Below are 14608 nucleotides of genomic sequence, written 5' to 3'. Positions count from 1 at the left end.
GGCCGTAGGTGGCCAGCAGTGCCTCCGCCTCGATGGGGTCGCCCAGCGTTGTGCCGGTGCCGTGGGCTTCGACGGCGTCGATGTCGGCCGGCTTCAGGCCGGCGTTGGTCAGGGCGGCGCGGATGACTCTTTGCTGGGAGGGGCCGTTGGGGGCGGTGAGCCCGTTGCTGGCGCCGTCCTGGTTGACCGCCGAGCCGCGCACGACGGCCAGCACGCGGTGGCCGTTACGCCGGGCGTCGGAGAGGCGTTCCACCAGCAGTACGCCGACGCCTTCCGCCCACCCGGTGCCGTCCGCCGCGGCCGAGAAGGACTTGCAGCGGCCATCAGGCGACAGCCCGCGCTGACGGCTGAACTCGACGAACGTCCCCGGGCTCGCCATGACCGCCACGCCCCCGGCCAGGGCCATGTCGCACTCTCCCGTGCGCAGGGCGTTCGCCGCCAGGTGCAGGGCCACCAGTGAGGACGAGCACGCCGTGTCGACCGTCACCGCCGGGCCCTCCAGCCCGAAGGTGTACGCCACACGGCCCGACGCCACGCTCGCCTGAGTGCCTGTCAGCACGTGCCCCTCGACGCCTTCGGCCCCGGCGTCGACGCCCACCGCGTAGTCGTGGTACATCAGCCCCGTGTACACGCCGGTGCGGCTGCCGCGCAGCGTGGTCGGGTCGATCCCGGCGCGCTCCAGCGCCTCCCAGCTCGTCTCCAGCAGCAGCCGCTGCTGCGGATCCATCGCCAGCGCCTCGCGGCGCGAGATCCCGAAGAGGCCGGGGTCGAAGTCGCCCGCGTCGTAGAGGAAATGCCCCAGCCTGGCGTACGTCGTGCCGGGGTGGTCGGGGTCGGAGTGGAACAGCGCGTCGAGATCCCAGCCGCGATCGGCCGGAAAGGCTCCGACGCTCTCCCGGCGTTCCGCCACCAGCCGCCACAGGTCCTCGGGCGAGGCGACGCCGCCGGGGTAGCGGCAGGCCATGCCGACGATGACCACCGGATCGTCCGTCCCGGCACCGCCGCTCTGCTCCTCGCCAGCCGTCGCCTCGCCCAGCAGGAAACGGGTGAGGGCGTCCGGGGTCGGATAGTCGAACGCCAGCGTCGTCGGCAGGCGGCGGCCGACGGCCTCGGAGAGGCGGTTGCGGAGTTGCACGGCCGTCAGCGAGTCGAAGCCGAGGCTCTTGAACGTCTGGGTGGGCGCGATCGGTTCGGGCGAGGCGTGGCCGAGCACGGCGGCGGCCTGCTCGCGCACCAACAGCAGCGCCTCGCGCTCCCGCTCGGCCGGCGTCATGCCCGCCAGGCGACTCGCGAACGCCCCCGACGCGGCCGCCGCCGCACCAGCACCAGCACCAGCACCAGCAGCCGCAGCCGCAGGCGCAGACGACGGCCGGACGGGGACCCGCACCAGGCCCCGCAGCACCGCCGGGACGGCCTCCGGATCGGAGGCGAAGGCGTGGAGGTTGAGGCGGGCGGCGACCAGGTGCGGCGTGTCGTGCTCACCTGTGGCGGCGTCGAAGAGTCCGAGCGCGTGCCGGGTGTCGAGCGGCGCGACGCCGTTACGCGCCATGCGCCGGACCTCGGCGGCGCCCAGGTGCCGGGTCATGCCGCTGGCCTCGCCCCACAGGCCCCAGCCGATGGCGACCGCCGGGAGCCCGGCCGCGCGGCGGTGCTGGGCGAGCGCGTCGAGGAAGGCGTTGCCCGCCGCGTAGTTGGCCTGGCCGGGGGTGCCGAGCGTGGCAGTGGTGGAGGAGAAGAGGACCAACGCCGTCCCCGGCAGGTCGGCGGTGGCGTGGTGGAGGTGGAGCGCCGCGTCGATCTTGGGGGCCAGCACGGCGTGCAGCCGCTGCGGCGTGAGGTTGGTGATCAGGGCGTCGTCCAGCACGCCGGCGGCGTGGACGACGGCCGTCAGCGGGCGCGCCTCGCGGACGGCGCCGATCAGATCGCGCGCGGCGTCGGGGTCGGTGAGGTCGCAGGCGGTGAGGGTGACCGTGGCGCCGAGGGCGACCAGCTCGTCGCGCACGCGGGCGGCGTTCTCCGCTTGGGGTCCCTGGCGGGAGACGAGGTGGAGGTGGCGGACGCCGTGGCGGGTGACGAGGTGCCGCGCCAGGAGACCGCCGAGGGTGCCGGTGCCGCCCGTGATCAGGACGGTGCCCTCGGGGTCGGCCGTCCAGGTGGTGGGGGGCTGCGCGGTGTGGCGGGCGAGGCGGGGCACGGCCGCCCGTCCGGCGCGAAGGGCGAGTTGGGGTTCGCCCGTGTCCAGGGCCGCTGGCAGGGCCGCCATGGACGCGGGGGCGTCGTCGAGGTCGAGCAGCACGAAGCGTCCGGGGAACTCCGACTCCGCCACCCGCACCAGCCCCCACACCGCCGCGCCCGCGAGGTCGTTCACGTCCTCGCCGGGTTCGACGGCCATCGCGCCCTGCGTCACGAACGCCAGCCGCGAGCCGTCGAACCGTTCCTCCGCGAGCCACTCCTGCACGAGCCCCAGCGCCCACGCCACGGACTCCCGGATCGCGGCGGCGTCTGCGGAGCCTGTAGGGCAGCGAACGGTCACAACGCCGGGGACCGGGCCGTCGAGCAGGGACCTCAGGGACCCCAGGGAGGCGGGATCGGCGTGGACCGGAGGCTTCGGGCCCGGGCCGTTCCCGTCGCCGTCGCCGTCTCCCGAGCCGAGCGTCAGCCGCCGCCACTCCACCCGGTACAGGCCGTCGTGGCGCGCGGCGGCCATGCCGCGCAGCCGCTCCGTCTCCACCGGGCGCAGGGACAGGCGTTCCACCGTGGCGACCTGTGCGCCGGCGGTGTCGGTCATGGTCAGGGCGACGGCGTCCTCGCCGACCGGCGAGATGTGGACACGCAGGGCGGTGGCGCGCGTGGCGTGGAGCCGTACGCCGGACCAGGCGAACGGCAGCAGCGTCGCGTCGCCGGTCGTCGTCGAGCCGAGGAGCACGGCGTGCAGCACGGCGTCGAGGAGGGCCGGGTGAACGCCGAACGCCTCGGCGTCGGCCAACGCCTCCTCCGGCAGCGCCACTTCGGCGAGGGTCTCCTCGCCGCGCCGCCACAGCCGTCGCAGGCCCTGGAACGTCGGCCCGTAGTCGTAGCCTCGTTCGCCGAGCCGCAGGTAGCCGTCGGCGGCGGTTGCGTCCGGGGGCGAGGGCGGGAGGTTGAGGTCGACGTGGGGGCGACCGGCGTCCGGGGACGGGGACAGCGTCCCCTCGGCGTGGTGGGTCCAGGGGGCGTCGTCGGCGTCGTGGTTGGCGGCGTCGGCCGGGCGGGAGTGGAGGCTGAGGGTGCGCCTGCCCTCGCCGTCGCGGGCGCCCACGGTGAGCTGGAGGCGTATCGCGCCGGTGGGCGGGAGGAGCAGAGGAGCGGACAGGGTCAGCTCGTCGAGGCGGTCGCATCCGGCCTGGTGGGCGGCGTGCAGCGCCAGCTCCACCATCGCCGTGCCGGGGAGGAGAACGGTGCCCGCCACGGCGTGGTCCGCGAGCCAGGGATGTGCGGCGAGCCCGATCTCGGCCGTGAAGAGCACGCCGTTGGTGTTGGCGAGGGGGACGGGCGCGCCGAGGAAGGGGTGGCCGTCGCTTCCGGAGGCGGCGGCCGTCCTGGCCTCCGGGGCCAGCCAGAACGACTGGTGCTGGAAGGCGTAGGTCGGCAGGTCGGGCGGGTCACCGGCCGGGGAGGGCGGGGTGGGTGGCGGCTGGTCCAGGCCGTGGGTGTGGGTGTGGGCGAGGGCGTGGGTGAGGCGGGTGGGGGTGTCGTCGTCGCGGAGGAGGGTGGCGTGGGTGACGGCCGTGGTCTGGGTCTGGGTCTGGGTCTGGGTCTGGGTTTGGGTCTGGTCGATGGTGTCTTCGATGGCGGTGAGGAGGCCGGGGTGGGGGCTGGGTTCGAGGTAGTGGGTGTAGCCGTTGGCCAGGAGGGCTTGCACGGTGTCGTGGAAGCGGACGGGGGAGCGGAGGTTGGTGTACCAGTAGTCGGCGGTCAGGGTGGTGGTGTCGATGGGGGTGGCGGTGACGGTGGAGTAGAACGGGATCTGCGCCGTGCCCGGCTTGATCCCAGCCAGCCGCTCGCGCAGCTCCGCCTCCAACGGCTCGATGAGGGGGGTGTGGGAGGCGTAGGTGACGGGGATGCGGCGGTGGCGTATGTCGCGGCGTGTGCACTCGTCCTGGAGGGCGTCCAACGCCTTGGCGGGGCCGGCGACGACGGTGGCGGCGGGCCCGTTGAGGGCGGCGATCGTCACGTCGTCGGGCAGGAGTTCGCGGGTGTCGGTGGCGTTCAGCGCCACGGAGAGCATGCCGCCGGTGTGGGCGAGGGTGGTCAGGGCGCGGGCGCGTTGGGCGACGATGTGGGCGGCGTCCTCCAGGCTCAACGCCCCGGCGATGTGGGCGGCGGCGATCTCGCCCTGGGAGTGGCCGATGACGGCGTCGGGGTGGATGCCGTGCTGCTGCCACCAGCGGGTCAGCGCCACCATCACGGCCCACAGCGCGGGCTGGACCACCTCCACCGGCTCCAGCGCCGAGGGGTCCTCGCTCGCGAGCACGTCGAGCAGGTCGAAGTCCGTGTGGGGGGCCAGGGCGGTGGCGCAGTCGGTCAGGGCCTGGGCGAAGACGGGTGAGTGGTCCAGGAGCCGGGCACCCATGCGGGTCCACTGCGAGCCCTGACCGGGGTAGACGAACACCGTCCTGCCGGGCACCGGGCTGCCGGTGGTCAGGCTCGGGTGCGGCAGGCCCTCCGCCAAGGCCTCCAGCCCGGCGAGCAGTTCGGCCCGCTCGGCCCCGACCACCACACTCCGGTGGTCGAAGTGCGTGCGGCTCGCCAGTCCGGCGGCCACCCCTCGGGGGTGCAGCTCGGGGCGTTCCGCCAGGTGCGCGCGCAGCCGCGCGGCCTGGGCGCGGAGTGCCTGCGCCGTGCGACCGCTGACGGGCCAGGAGACGACACCGGGCTCCTCGGGCGCTTCCTCGGCTTCCGGCTCGGCTTCCGGCGCGGCCTTCGGCTCCGCCGCGATGGCCTCTTCGAGGATGACGTGGGCGTTGGTGCCGCTGACGCCGAAGGAGGAGACCGCCGCCCGGCGGGGGCGTTCCGCCTCCGGCCAGGGCCGGGCCTCGGTCAGCAGCGCGACCGCCCCCGACGACCAGTCCACGTGCGGGGTCGGCTCGTCGACGTGCAGCGAGGCGGGCAGTCGCCGGTGGCGCATCGCCTCGACGATCTTGATGACGCCCGCGACGCCCGCCGCCGCCTGCGTGTGGCCGATGTTGGACTTGATCGAGCCCAGCCACAGCGGCCGGTCGTCCGGCCGGTCCTCGCCGTACGTCGCCAGCAGCGCCTCCGCCTCGATCGGGTCGCCCAGCTCGGTCCCCGTGCCGTGCGCCTCCACGGCGTCCACGTCGCCCGGCTTCAACCCGGCGTTGGCCAGGGCGGCCCGGATGACGCGCTCCTGAGACAGGCCGTTGGGGGCGGTGAGGCCGTTGCTTGCGCCGTCCTGGTTGATCGCCGAGCCGCGCACCACCGCCAGCACACGGTGCCCGTTGCGCCGCGCGTCCGACAGGCGTTCCAGCAGCAGTACGCCGACGCCCTCGGCCCACCCGGTCCCGTCGGCCGCCGCCGCGAAGGGCTTGCAGCGGCCGTCCGCCGCGAGGCCGCGCTGGCGGCTGAACTCCACGAACATGCCCGGCGTCGACAGCACCGTGACGCCCCCGGCCAGGGCCATGTCGCACTCGCCGCCGCGCAGCGACTGGGCCGCCAGGTGCAGCGCCACCAGCGAGGACGAGCAGGCGGTGTCGACGGTCACCGCCGGACCCTCCAGCCCGAAGGCGTAGGCGATCCGGCCCGAGGCGACGCTGGGCGTGGTGCCGGTCAGCACGTAGCCCTCGACGCCGTTGGCCGCCTCGTGCATGCGCGGGCCGTAGTCCTGCGCGGTGGCGCCCACGAACACGCCGGTGCAGCTGCCGCGCAGCGCCCCGCGCGCGATGCCGCCGCGTTCGAACGCCTCCCAGCTCGTCTCCAGCAGCAGCCGCTGCTGCGGGTCCATCGCGAGTGCCTCGCGCGGCGAGATGCCGAAAAAGTCCGCGTCGAAGCCGGCGACGTCGTCCAGGAAGCCGCCGCGCGTGGTGGAGGAGGTGCCCGCCCGGTCGGGGTCCGAGTCGGGGCCGGGGGCGTGTAGGGCGTCCACATCCCAGCCGCGATCGGTGGGGAAGGCGCCGGTGGCGTCCCGCTCCTCCCGCAGCAGCCGCCACAGCTCTGCGGGGGAGGTGACGCCGCCGGGGTAGCGGCAGGCCATGGCCACGATGGCGATGGGGTCGTCGCCGAACGCGGATGCCGGACGTGCCGGCCGCGCCGGGGCTGCCTGGGCGGCCGGGGCTGTCGGTTCGGCCGCCGCGCCGCCGAGTTCGGCGTGCAGCCAGGCGGCCATGGCCGAGGGCGTGGGGTGGTTGAACAGGGCGCCGCTGGCCAGGCTCACGCCCGTGGCGGAGGCGAGGCGTTTGCGCAGCTCGACGGCGCCGTACGAGTCGAGGCCGAGGTCCCGGAACGCCCAGTCGGCGTTGACGGCGTTCGCCGTGTCGTAGCCGAGCACGGCGGCGGTGTGGGTGCGCACGAGTTCGGCGAGTTCGGCGAGTTCGACGGGGTCGGCGGGATCGGCGAGTTCGCCGGCCGCGCGGCCCGGCGCGCTCTGCGGCGCCTCGGGAGGGGGCGCCGCCGGCGACGCCTCCCCGGTCCTCTCCCCGGCCCAGTGCCTGGTCCGCTGGAAGGGGTACGTCGGCAGCTCGACCCGCCGGGTGCCCGCGTCGGCGAAGAGGGCGTCCCAGCCGACGGCCGCGCCGCGCACGTGCAGCTCGCCGAGGGTGGTGAGGAGCGACCGTTCCTCGGGAACGTCGCGCCGGAGCGCGGGGAGGACCAGCGCGTCGGTGTCCCGGACGAGCCCGCTGAGGGTGGCGCCCGGGCCGATCTCGACGTACGCCGTGATCCCGGCCTCGGCGGCGGCCCGCGCGCCGTCGACGAAGCGGACGGCCTCCCGCGCGTGCCGGACCCAGTAGCCGGGGGTGCACAGCTCATCGGCCCCGGCCGGGACGACGGGGATGCGCGGCGGGCGGAAGGTGAGGCGTTCGGCGACCCGCCGGAAGGCGTCGAGCATGCCGTCCATGTGGGCGGAGTGGAAGGCGTGGCTGACGCGCAGCGCGGTGGTCTTGCGGCCGCGTTCGGCCCAGGCGGCGGCCAGCGCCCGTACCGCCTCCGCGTCACCCGAGATGACCGTCTCCGTCGGGGCGTTGAACGCGGCGATGCTCACCGGGCCGCCGGCCTCGGGCAGGGTCCGCTCCACCTCCTCGCCGCTGGCCTCGATCGCGGCCATGGCGCCGCCGGCGGGCAGGGCCTGCATGAGGGCGCCGCGGGCCGCGACCAGGGTGGCGGCGTCGGCGAGGTCCAGGACGCCGGCGCAGTGGGCGGCGGCGATCTCGCCGACGGAGTGGCCCAGCAACAGACCCGGCGTGACGCCCCAGCGCTCCAGCAGGCGGTAGAGCGCGACCTCGACGGCGAACAGGGCGGGCTGGGTGTAGCCGGTCTGGTCCAGCAGCGCCGCCTCGGGCGTGTCCTGCTCGGCGAAGACCACCTCGCGCAGCGGACGGTCCAGGTGGGCCTCCAGCTCGGCGCAGACGGCGTCGAACGCCTCGGCGTAGGCGGGGAACGCGGCGTGCAGCGCGCGTCCCATGCCCGCGCGCTGGCTGCCCTGCCCGGAGAAGAGGAACGCCACCCCGCCGCCCCCGGGTCCGGGTCCGGGTCCGGGTCCGGATCGCGGCGCGACGCCGCGCAGCACGTTGGGGGCGTCCCGGCCCTCGGCGAGGGCGGCGAGGCCGGAGTGCAGCGCCTCGCGCCCCTCCCCCAGCACGACGGCGCGGTGCTCGAACGCCGAGCGGGTGGTGGCCAACGAGCCCGCCAGGTCCGCCGCATCGGAGTGCTGGTCGGCGTGCTCGGCCTGGTCGGCGAGCAGCCGCGCGGCCCGGGCGCGCAGGGCGTCCTCGCTGCGGGCGGAGACCAGCCAGGGGAGCACGCCGGGCAGGCGCCGCTCCCTGCCCTCCAGGGCTGGGGCCGGGGTCCAGTTGGCCAGCACCACATGACAGTTGGTGCCGCCCATGCCGAACGAGCTGACGCCGGCGATCAGCGGATCCCCCGGCCGGGGCCACGGACCCAGCCGCCGCCCGACCGTCAGGTTCAGCTCGTCCAGCGGGATCTTCGGGTTCGGCCGCTCGAAGTGGAGGCTGGGCGGCAGCCGGCGGTGCTTGACGCACAGCAACGCCTTGATCAGGCCGACGGCCCCGGCGGCGCCCTCCAGGTGCCCGATGTTGGTCTTCACCGAGCCGACGACCAGCGGACGCCCTTCCGCCGCGGCGCCGAGGGCCGCCGCCTCGACGGGGTCGCCCACCGGCGTTCCCGTGCCGTGGAGTTCGACGTACTGCACGTCGCCCGGCGCGATCCCGGCGTTGCGCCACGCGGCCCGGATCACGCTCTCCTGCGCCGCCGGGTCGGGGGCGGTGAGGGTGTGGCCGGTGCCGCTGCCCAGGGCGCTGCCCAGGATGACGCCGTGGATCCGGTCTCCGTCGGCGAGGGCGGCGGACAGCGGCTTGAGGACGACGATGCCGCCTCCCTCGCCGCGCACGTAGCCGCCGGCCCGCTCGTCGAACACGCGGCAGCGGGCGTCCGCGCCGTCGGGCGCGAGGGCGCCGAAGAGTTCGGCGGAGGCGAAGCCCTCGGCGATGAGGTTGAGGTGGACGCCGCCCGCGAGGGCGACGGCCGACTCGCCGTCGAGCAGGCTGCGTACGGCCAGGTGCACGGCGGCGAGCCCGGAGGACTGGGCGGTGTCGACGGCCAGGCTGGGGCCGGACAGGCCCAGCAGGTACGACAGGCGGTTGGCGATGACGGCCCGGCTCAGGCCCGTCGCGCTGTGCGCGGAGAGCGCGCCGGCGGCGTGCTGGAGCTTCGCGTAGTCGTCGGCCATCGAGCCGATGAAGACGCCGGTGCGGCTGCCGCGCAGCCGCTCGGGGCGTAATCCCGCGTCCTCCAGCGCCTCCCAGGACAGTTCGAGCGCCAGCCGCTGCTGCGGGTCGGCTGCGGCGGCCTCGCGCGGGGACATGCCGAAGAACGCCGGGTCGAACTGGTCGACCCGGTCGAGGAACCCGCCGTGGACCCCCTGGGCCAGACCGCGCCCCGCGGGGGCCGGCGTGATGGCGTCGACGCCGTCGCGAAGCAGCCGCCAGAAGGCGCCCGGGCCGGCCGCTCCCGGGACGCGGCAGGCCATTCCCACCACCGCGACACGGCGGTCTGTCCCGGCCAGTGCGGCGGCTTCGGCGGCCTCGGCGGCTTCGGCTGGTACGGCTGGTACGGCTGACAAGTCGGTCATGCGGTTCTCAGACTTCCCGAACGGTCCAGAAAGACGACAGGAGTACGGGCACGGGTCCGAACGCACGCCGCGCAGGACGGCGCCCCGCAACGTCCCCGCTCGGCGCTCGTCGCTCGGCGCCCGGCGAGGATCCGGGGGCTCCGTCCCGCGCCGACCAGGGACGCCGCCATGCGACGCCCGGTCAACCGCCGGAGGCGACCCGCACCGGAAGCTCCTTCAGCCCGCGCATGATGATGTACGGCGCCCGGGCCGGCGTGGTCGTCTCCAGCTCCAGGTCGAGCGCGGACAGCGCGGACACCGCGACCTGCGCGGTCAGGCGGGCCATGGGGGCGCCCACGCAGAAGTGCGCGCCGAGGCCGAACCCGAGGTTGCGAGTGGACTGCCGGGACAGCACCAGCGCGTCCGGGTCGTCGTAGACCTGCGGGTCGCGGCTGGCCGCCCCCAGCATCAGCATCACCTGCTCGCCGGCGGCGATCGGGGAGCCCGCCAGCTCGGCGTCCTCCAGCGCGGTCCGGGAGATCATCTGCGTGGGCGCGTCGTAGCGCAGCATCTCCTCGACGGCGCCGGCCACGCCCTCCGGGTTCGCGCGCAGCCACGCCCGCTGCTCGGGGTGCTGGAGCAACGCCAGCATGCCGTTGCCGATCAGGTTCACCGTGGTGGCGTAGCCGGCCGACAGCAGCAGGGTGAGGGTGACCAGGAGCTCGTGCCCGCCGAGACGGTCGCCCGCCTCCTCGGCCGCGACCAGCTCGCTGACCAGGTCGTCGGCGGGCGCGGCACGGCGTTCCTCGGCGAGCCCGGCGAAGTACTCGCCGAGCTCCGCGCGGGCGTTGTCGCGGCGGGCGACCTCCTCGGGGGTGAGGAAGAAGCTCGGGTCGAGGCCGTGGGCGATGTCGTCGGAGAGCGTGCGGAACCGCTCGTACCGCTCGGGGGGGACGCCGAGCAGCTCGCCCAGCAGCATCGCGGGCAGCGGGTGGGCGACCGCCGACATCAGGTCGAGGGGGCCGTCGCCGGCCTCCGCCCTGGCCGCCTCGATCAGCTCGGTGACCAGCTCGTGCGCGCGGGCGCGCATCCGGTCGACGCGGCGCGCGGCGAACGCCTGGCTGACCAGGCCGCGGACGCGGGTGTGGTCCGGCGGGTCCATGAAGAGGAAGGGCCGCACGGTGGTGCCGTCGGGTGCCTGGCTGAAGTGCTCGGCGACGGTGGCGCCGTCGCCCCAGCCGAAGCGGGCGTCGCGCAGCACCGCCGAGCACTCGGCGTGTCCGGTGAGGACGACCAGGCCCGCGGGCGTGCGGACGACGGGGCCCTGCTCGCGGATCTTGTGGTAGACGGCGTAGGGGTCGGCGTGGAAGGCGGGGTCGAACGGGTCGAAGGGCAGCAGCTGCGAGAAGAAGCTCGGGTCCATGGCCGGGGCGTCAGCCCCCGCCGCGCTTCCCGTCTCGGTCCCCGTCTGCGTGCCCGGTGTCTCTGCCATGGTCGGTGGCTCCTGCGGATCCGGTGATGGGGCGGCGCGCCCGCTGGTGGCTGGGTGCGCCCGGTGATGGTGGCTTGTGGCCTGAGGCGTACGCCCCCGGGCGTTCTGCCCGGAGGCGTACTGCCTGTGGCGTTAGGCGCGGGCCGGCACGAGCTCGACCGGCATGCGGAGGATGACGGTGTGCTTGTTGCTGGGGGCCCAGGTCACCTCGCCGGCGACCCTGATCTCCTCCACCCGGTCGAGCAGCTCCTCCAGCAGCAGGCGCGCCTCGATGCGCGCCAGCTGCTCGCCGAGGCAGGAGTGCGTCCCGTGCCCGAACGCCAGGTGCGGGTTGGGCGAGCGGCGGATGTCGAACCGCGTCGGGTCGGTGAAGACCGACTCGTCGCGGTTGGCGGAGGCCCACCAGAAGGTGATCTTTTCGCCGGCCTTGATGGCGGCGCCCCCGAACTCGGTGTCCCGCGTCGCGGTCCGCCGGTTGTAGGGGGTGGGGCTGGACCAGCGCAGGATCTCCTCGACGGCGCCGGGCAGCAGGGAGCGGTCGGCGCGCAGGGCGTGCCACTGCTCGGGGTGCTCGGCGAGGGCGAGGATCCCCGTGGCGAGGGCGTTGCGCGGCGGCTCGCTGCCGGCCAGCAGCACCAGGTTGAAGAACGCCTCGCGCTCGTACTCCGACAGCGGCGGTTCGCCGGCGTCAGCGGGGATGTTCTGGCAGGCCATCACGGACATCAGGTCGCCGGTGTCGGACCCGGCGGCGCGCTTGTCCGCGATCAGCTTCTTGCTGTACTCCCAGATGGCGTACTGGACCTCCTGGGAGGACTGGTTGATCCTGCCCGTGGCCCGCTCGTCCAGTCCGGCGACGGCGGTGGCCCACTCGATGAGCTGCGCCATGTCCGCCTCGGGCGCGCCGAGCACCCTGGCGACGCACTCGATGGTGTACGGGGCGGTGACGTCCGGCTGGAAGTCGGCGTGGCCCTTGTCGAGCGCCTGCTGCACGAGCCGGGCCGCCACGGAGCGCAGCTCCGGTAACCGCGCCTCGACGGCCTGCCGGGCGACGGGCGGGCTGACCATGTCCTTGATGAGCTCGTGCCGGGGGTCGTCGACCATGTTGATCAGGATCCCGGCGTGCACGCCGGTCTTGAGGTCGTCGATGTGGGTGCCGCCGCCCTCGCGTCCGCCGCCGCCCTGCGAGGAGAACACCTCGTCCTCCGCCGCCGCCTTCATGTCGGCGTACCGGGACAGGACCCAGAACCCCTCGCCGTCCTTGGTCTGCCCCCGCGGGTGCCACAGCACCGGCGCCTCCTGGCGGAGGCGGGCGAAGACCTCGTGGGGGAAGCCCTCGGCGAACCGCGACTGGTCGGAGAGGTCGTAACCGTCCAGCACGGACGGAAGCTCGGTGGACATGGACGTGTGTGGCTGATGGCCCGTCATTCACTCCCCCGCAGCGGGCGGAAGTCAAGCCGCCCTGCTTGAGACTTCGTCAGCAAAAATCGCATAGGAGTCTGCGTGATCACTCGTCCGATTGTCAATCAATAAGTCTCCTTTTGGGGCGTCGGCAACCCCCGCCGACGTGGCCTTTATGCGCCGTGCGTACGCGTCCCGCGCCGCCCGGGAAAAGCCCGTGCGCGCGGGGCGCGGGCGTGTCAGGCTCCGCCGATGCGACGCGAAGAGATCTCCCGTCTCGCCCACGCGGATCACCCGATCGCCGCCCCGCTCGACGACGACGCGGTACGCCGCATGCTGGAGCACGGCCTCCCGCGCGGCGACGAGCGCGTGCTCGACCTCGGGTGCGGCGGCGGGGAGTGGCTGCTGCGCGCCCTGGCCCGGCACCCGGGGCTGCGGGCCGAGGGCGTCGACGCCTCCGCCGGCGCGCTGGCGCGGGCACGGGAGGCGGCGCGGCGACTCGGCGTTCACGAGCGCCTGGTGCTCCATCGCGGGGACGCCGCGGACACCGCGGAGTTCGCGGCCTCCCGGGCGTACGACCTGGTGCTGTGCGTCGGGGCCACGCACGCCTTCGGCGGCCTGCTGCCCACGCTCGCGGCGGCGCGCGGGCACCTGGCTCCCGGCGGGCGGGCTGCGCGCCTACCGCGAGGCGTTCGGCTTCGTCTGCCTGGTGCTGCGCAGGACCGAGGAGTGACGTGCGGGCGTGGCGTCGGGCGGGCGTGGCATGAGCATGATTAAGACGAGCGCTTCCCCCCACAGCCCCACAGGAGGATCAACGTGACACTCAGGAACGCCGCGCGGGCGCTGGTCACCATGCTCGTGGTGGCCCTGACCTGGACGGCCGGCCAGGCCTCGGCCGCGCCCTCGCCCTCGCCCGCCCCGGCCCCCGCCCAGGCCGTCGTCGTGACGTACGACACCAGCGGGGCCGAGGAGTTCGTCGACGCCGTCCACAGCGGCGCCGACGTCTGGAACGAGAGCGTGGCCAACGTCCGCCTGGAGCCCGCCGAGCCCGGTGCCGCGGCCAACGTCGAGATCCTCGCCGACGACGGCTGGCCGCGCGCCCAGACCACCAGCCTGGGCAACGGCACCGTCTGGATGGGTCGGCAGGCGGTGAACGAGGGCTACGACGTGATCCGCATCGCCGCCCACGAGCTCGGCCACATCCTCGGGCTGCCCGACATCAAGCCGGGCCCGTGCAGCAGCCTGATGTCCGGCTCGACGGCCGGCATCGACTGCACCAACCCCTACCCCGACGCCGCCGAACGCGCCGCGGTGGAGGACAACTTCGCCGCCACGACCGCGGGCGCGGGCTCCGCGGCGTTCGAGCCGCGCATGTTCCGCGACTGACGCGCGACGGACAGGAGGCCGCCGTCCCCCCACGCACACGCAGGCGGCGGCCTCGCGTCACGGCACGTGGTCGCGCCAGCTGTGCCGGGGCGCGTAGCCGAGCAGGCGGCGGGCCTTGGCGGTCGACATCAGCGACTCGTGGCGGCCGAGCTCGCCCCTGACCTCGACGCCGGGGAACTCGGCGGCGGCCAGCTCGGCCGACGGCGTGGACATCACCGTGTCGGGGCTCGCGATGACGAAGATCTCCCGCCCCGCCGCCTCGTACTCCAGCCCCTTGCGGACCGCCTGGGCGCCGTCCCGGGCGTCGATGTACGACCACAGGTTCCAGCGCCGCAGCCGCGGGTCCGCGTCGAACGCCGGGAACCCGGCGTAGTCCGCGACCTCCATCACGTTGGAGAACCGCAGGCCGACCATCGTCAGCTCGGGGTCCCACCGGCACAGCTGCCCGGCGAGCTGCTCCTCCAGGTACTTGGCCAGCGAGTAGTTGCTCTCCGGCCGGCCCGGATACTCCTCGTCCACCGGCAGGTAGGGCGGCGGCGTCTCGAACGGCAGGCCCAGCACCGTCTCGCTGGAGGCCCACACCACGTTGCGGATCCCGGCCAGCCGGGCGGCCGAGAAGACGTGATAGGTCGCGGCGATGTTGTTGCCGAAGACGGCGGTGTTCGGCACCAGCCCCGGCGCCGGCACGGCCGCGAGGTGGGCCACGGCGTCCACGCGGGCGTAGCGGTCGTCGACCGCCGTGAGGGCGCCGACGGTCTGGCCGTAGTCGGTGAGGTCCACCCGCACGAACGGGCACAGTTCCTCGGCCGGGGGCACCCGGTCGAGGTTGACCACGTCCCAGCCGTGGTCGAGCAGTTCCCTGACGACGGCGCGGCCGAGCTTGCCGCTGCCTCCGGTGACGACGACGCGGGAGCGGGACATGGGCACACGCTACGCCCCCGGCCGCCGTTCAGCGGTGATCGGTGGTGATCGGCGTTGATTCACGTTGATCA

The 14608-nt window shown here is 74.7% G+C and carries 5 protein-coding genes and 1 pseudogene; 2 read left to right on the top strand and 4 right to left on the bottom strand.

What is annotated here, in order from left to right; all coding sequences use genetic code 11:
• From ACTWQH_RS03015 to ACTWQH_RS03005, 3 genes are all read right to left on the bottom strand, one after another.
• A partial coding sequence (locus ACTWQH_RS03015) for a type I polyketide synthase (RefSeq protein ID WP_443284683.1) occupies window positions 1-9361 on the bottom strand: 9361 nt, incomplete at its 3' end.
• Between the two features lie 181 nt (window positions 9362-9542).
• Window positions 9543-10832, bottom strand: coding sequence for a cytochrome P450 (locus tag ACTWQH_RS03010; protein ID WP_443284682.1), 1290 nt, complete (start codon window positions 10830-10832; stop codon window positions 9543-9545).
• A 132-nt stretch (window positions 10833-10964) separates the two neighbouring features.
• The gene (locus tag ACTWQH_RS03005) at window positions 10965-12230 is read right to left on the bottom strand and encodes a cytochrome P450 (RefSeq protein WP_443284681.1); all 1266 of its coding nucleotides are present in this window, start codon (window positions 12228-12230) and stop codon (window positions 10965-10967) included.
• 252 nt (window positions 12231-12482) lie between these two features.
• On the opposite strand from ACTWQH_RS03005, the pseudogene ACTWQH_RS03000 reads away from it, so the two are divergent.
• A pseudogene (locus ACTWQH_RS03000) lies at window positions 12483-12899 on the top strand (SAM-dependent methyltransferase); the annotation flags it as partial.
• Between the two features lie 147 nt (window positions 12900-13046).
• Window positions 13047-13616 carry a snapalysin family zinc-dependent metalloprotease gene (locus ACTWQH_RS02995; RefSeq protein WP_443284680.1) on the top strand — a complete coding sequence of 190 codons (570 nt, stop codon included), beginning with the start codon at window positions 13047-13049 and terminating at the stop codon, window positions 13614-13616.
• A 57-nt stretch (window positions 13617-13673) separates the two neighbouring features.
• Here ACTWQH_RS02995 and ACTWQH_RS02990 read toward each other — a convergent pair whose 3' ends face one another.
• The gene (locus ACTWQH_RS02990) at window positions 13674-14537 is read right to left on the bottom strand and encodes an NAD-dependent epimerase/dehydratase family protein (RefSeq protein WP_443284679.1); all 864 of its coding nucleotides are present in this window, start codon (window positions 14535-14537) and stop codon (window positions 13674-13676) included.
• Window positions 14538-14608 lie beyond the last annotated feature (71 nt).

The organism is Streptomyces sp. 6N223, assembly GCF_052246635.1.
Classification (GTDB): Bacteria; Actinomycetota; Actinomycetes; order Streptomycetales; family Streptomycetaceae; genus Streptomyces.
The sequence above is the reverse complement of the archived record's forward strand: the minus strand, read 5'-3'. Positions and strand labels throughout refer to the sequence as shown.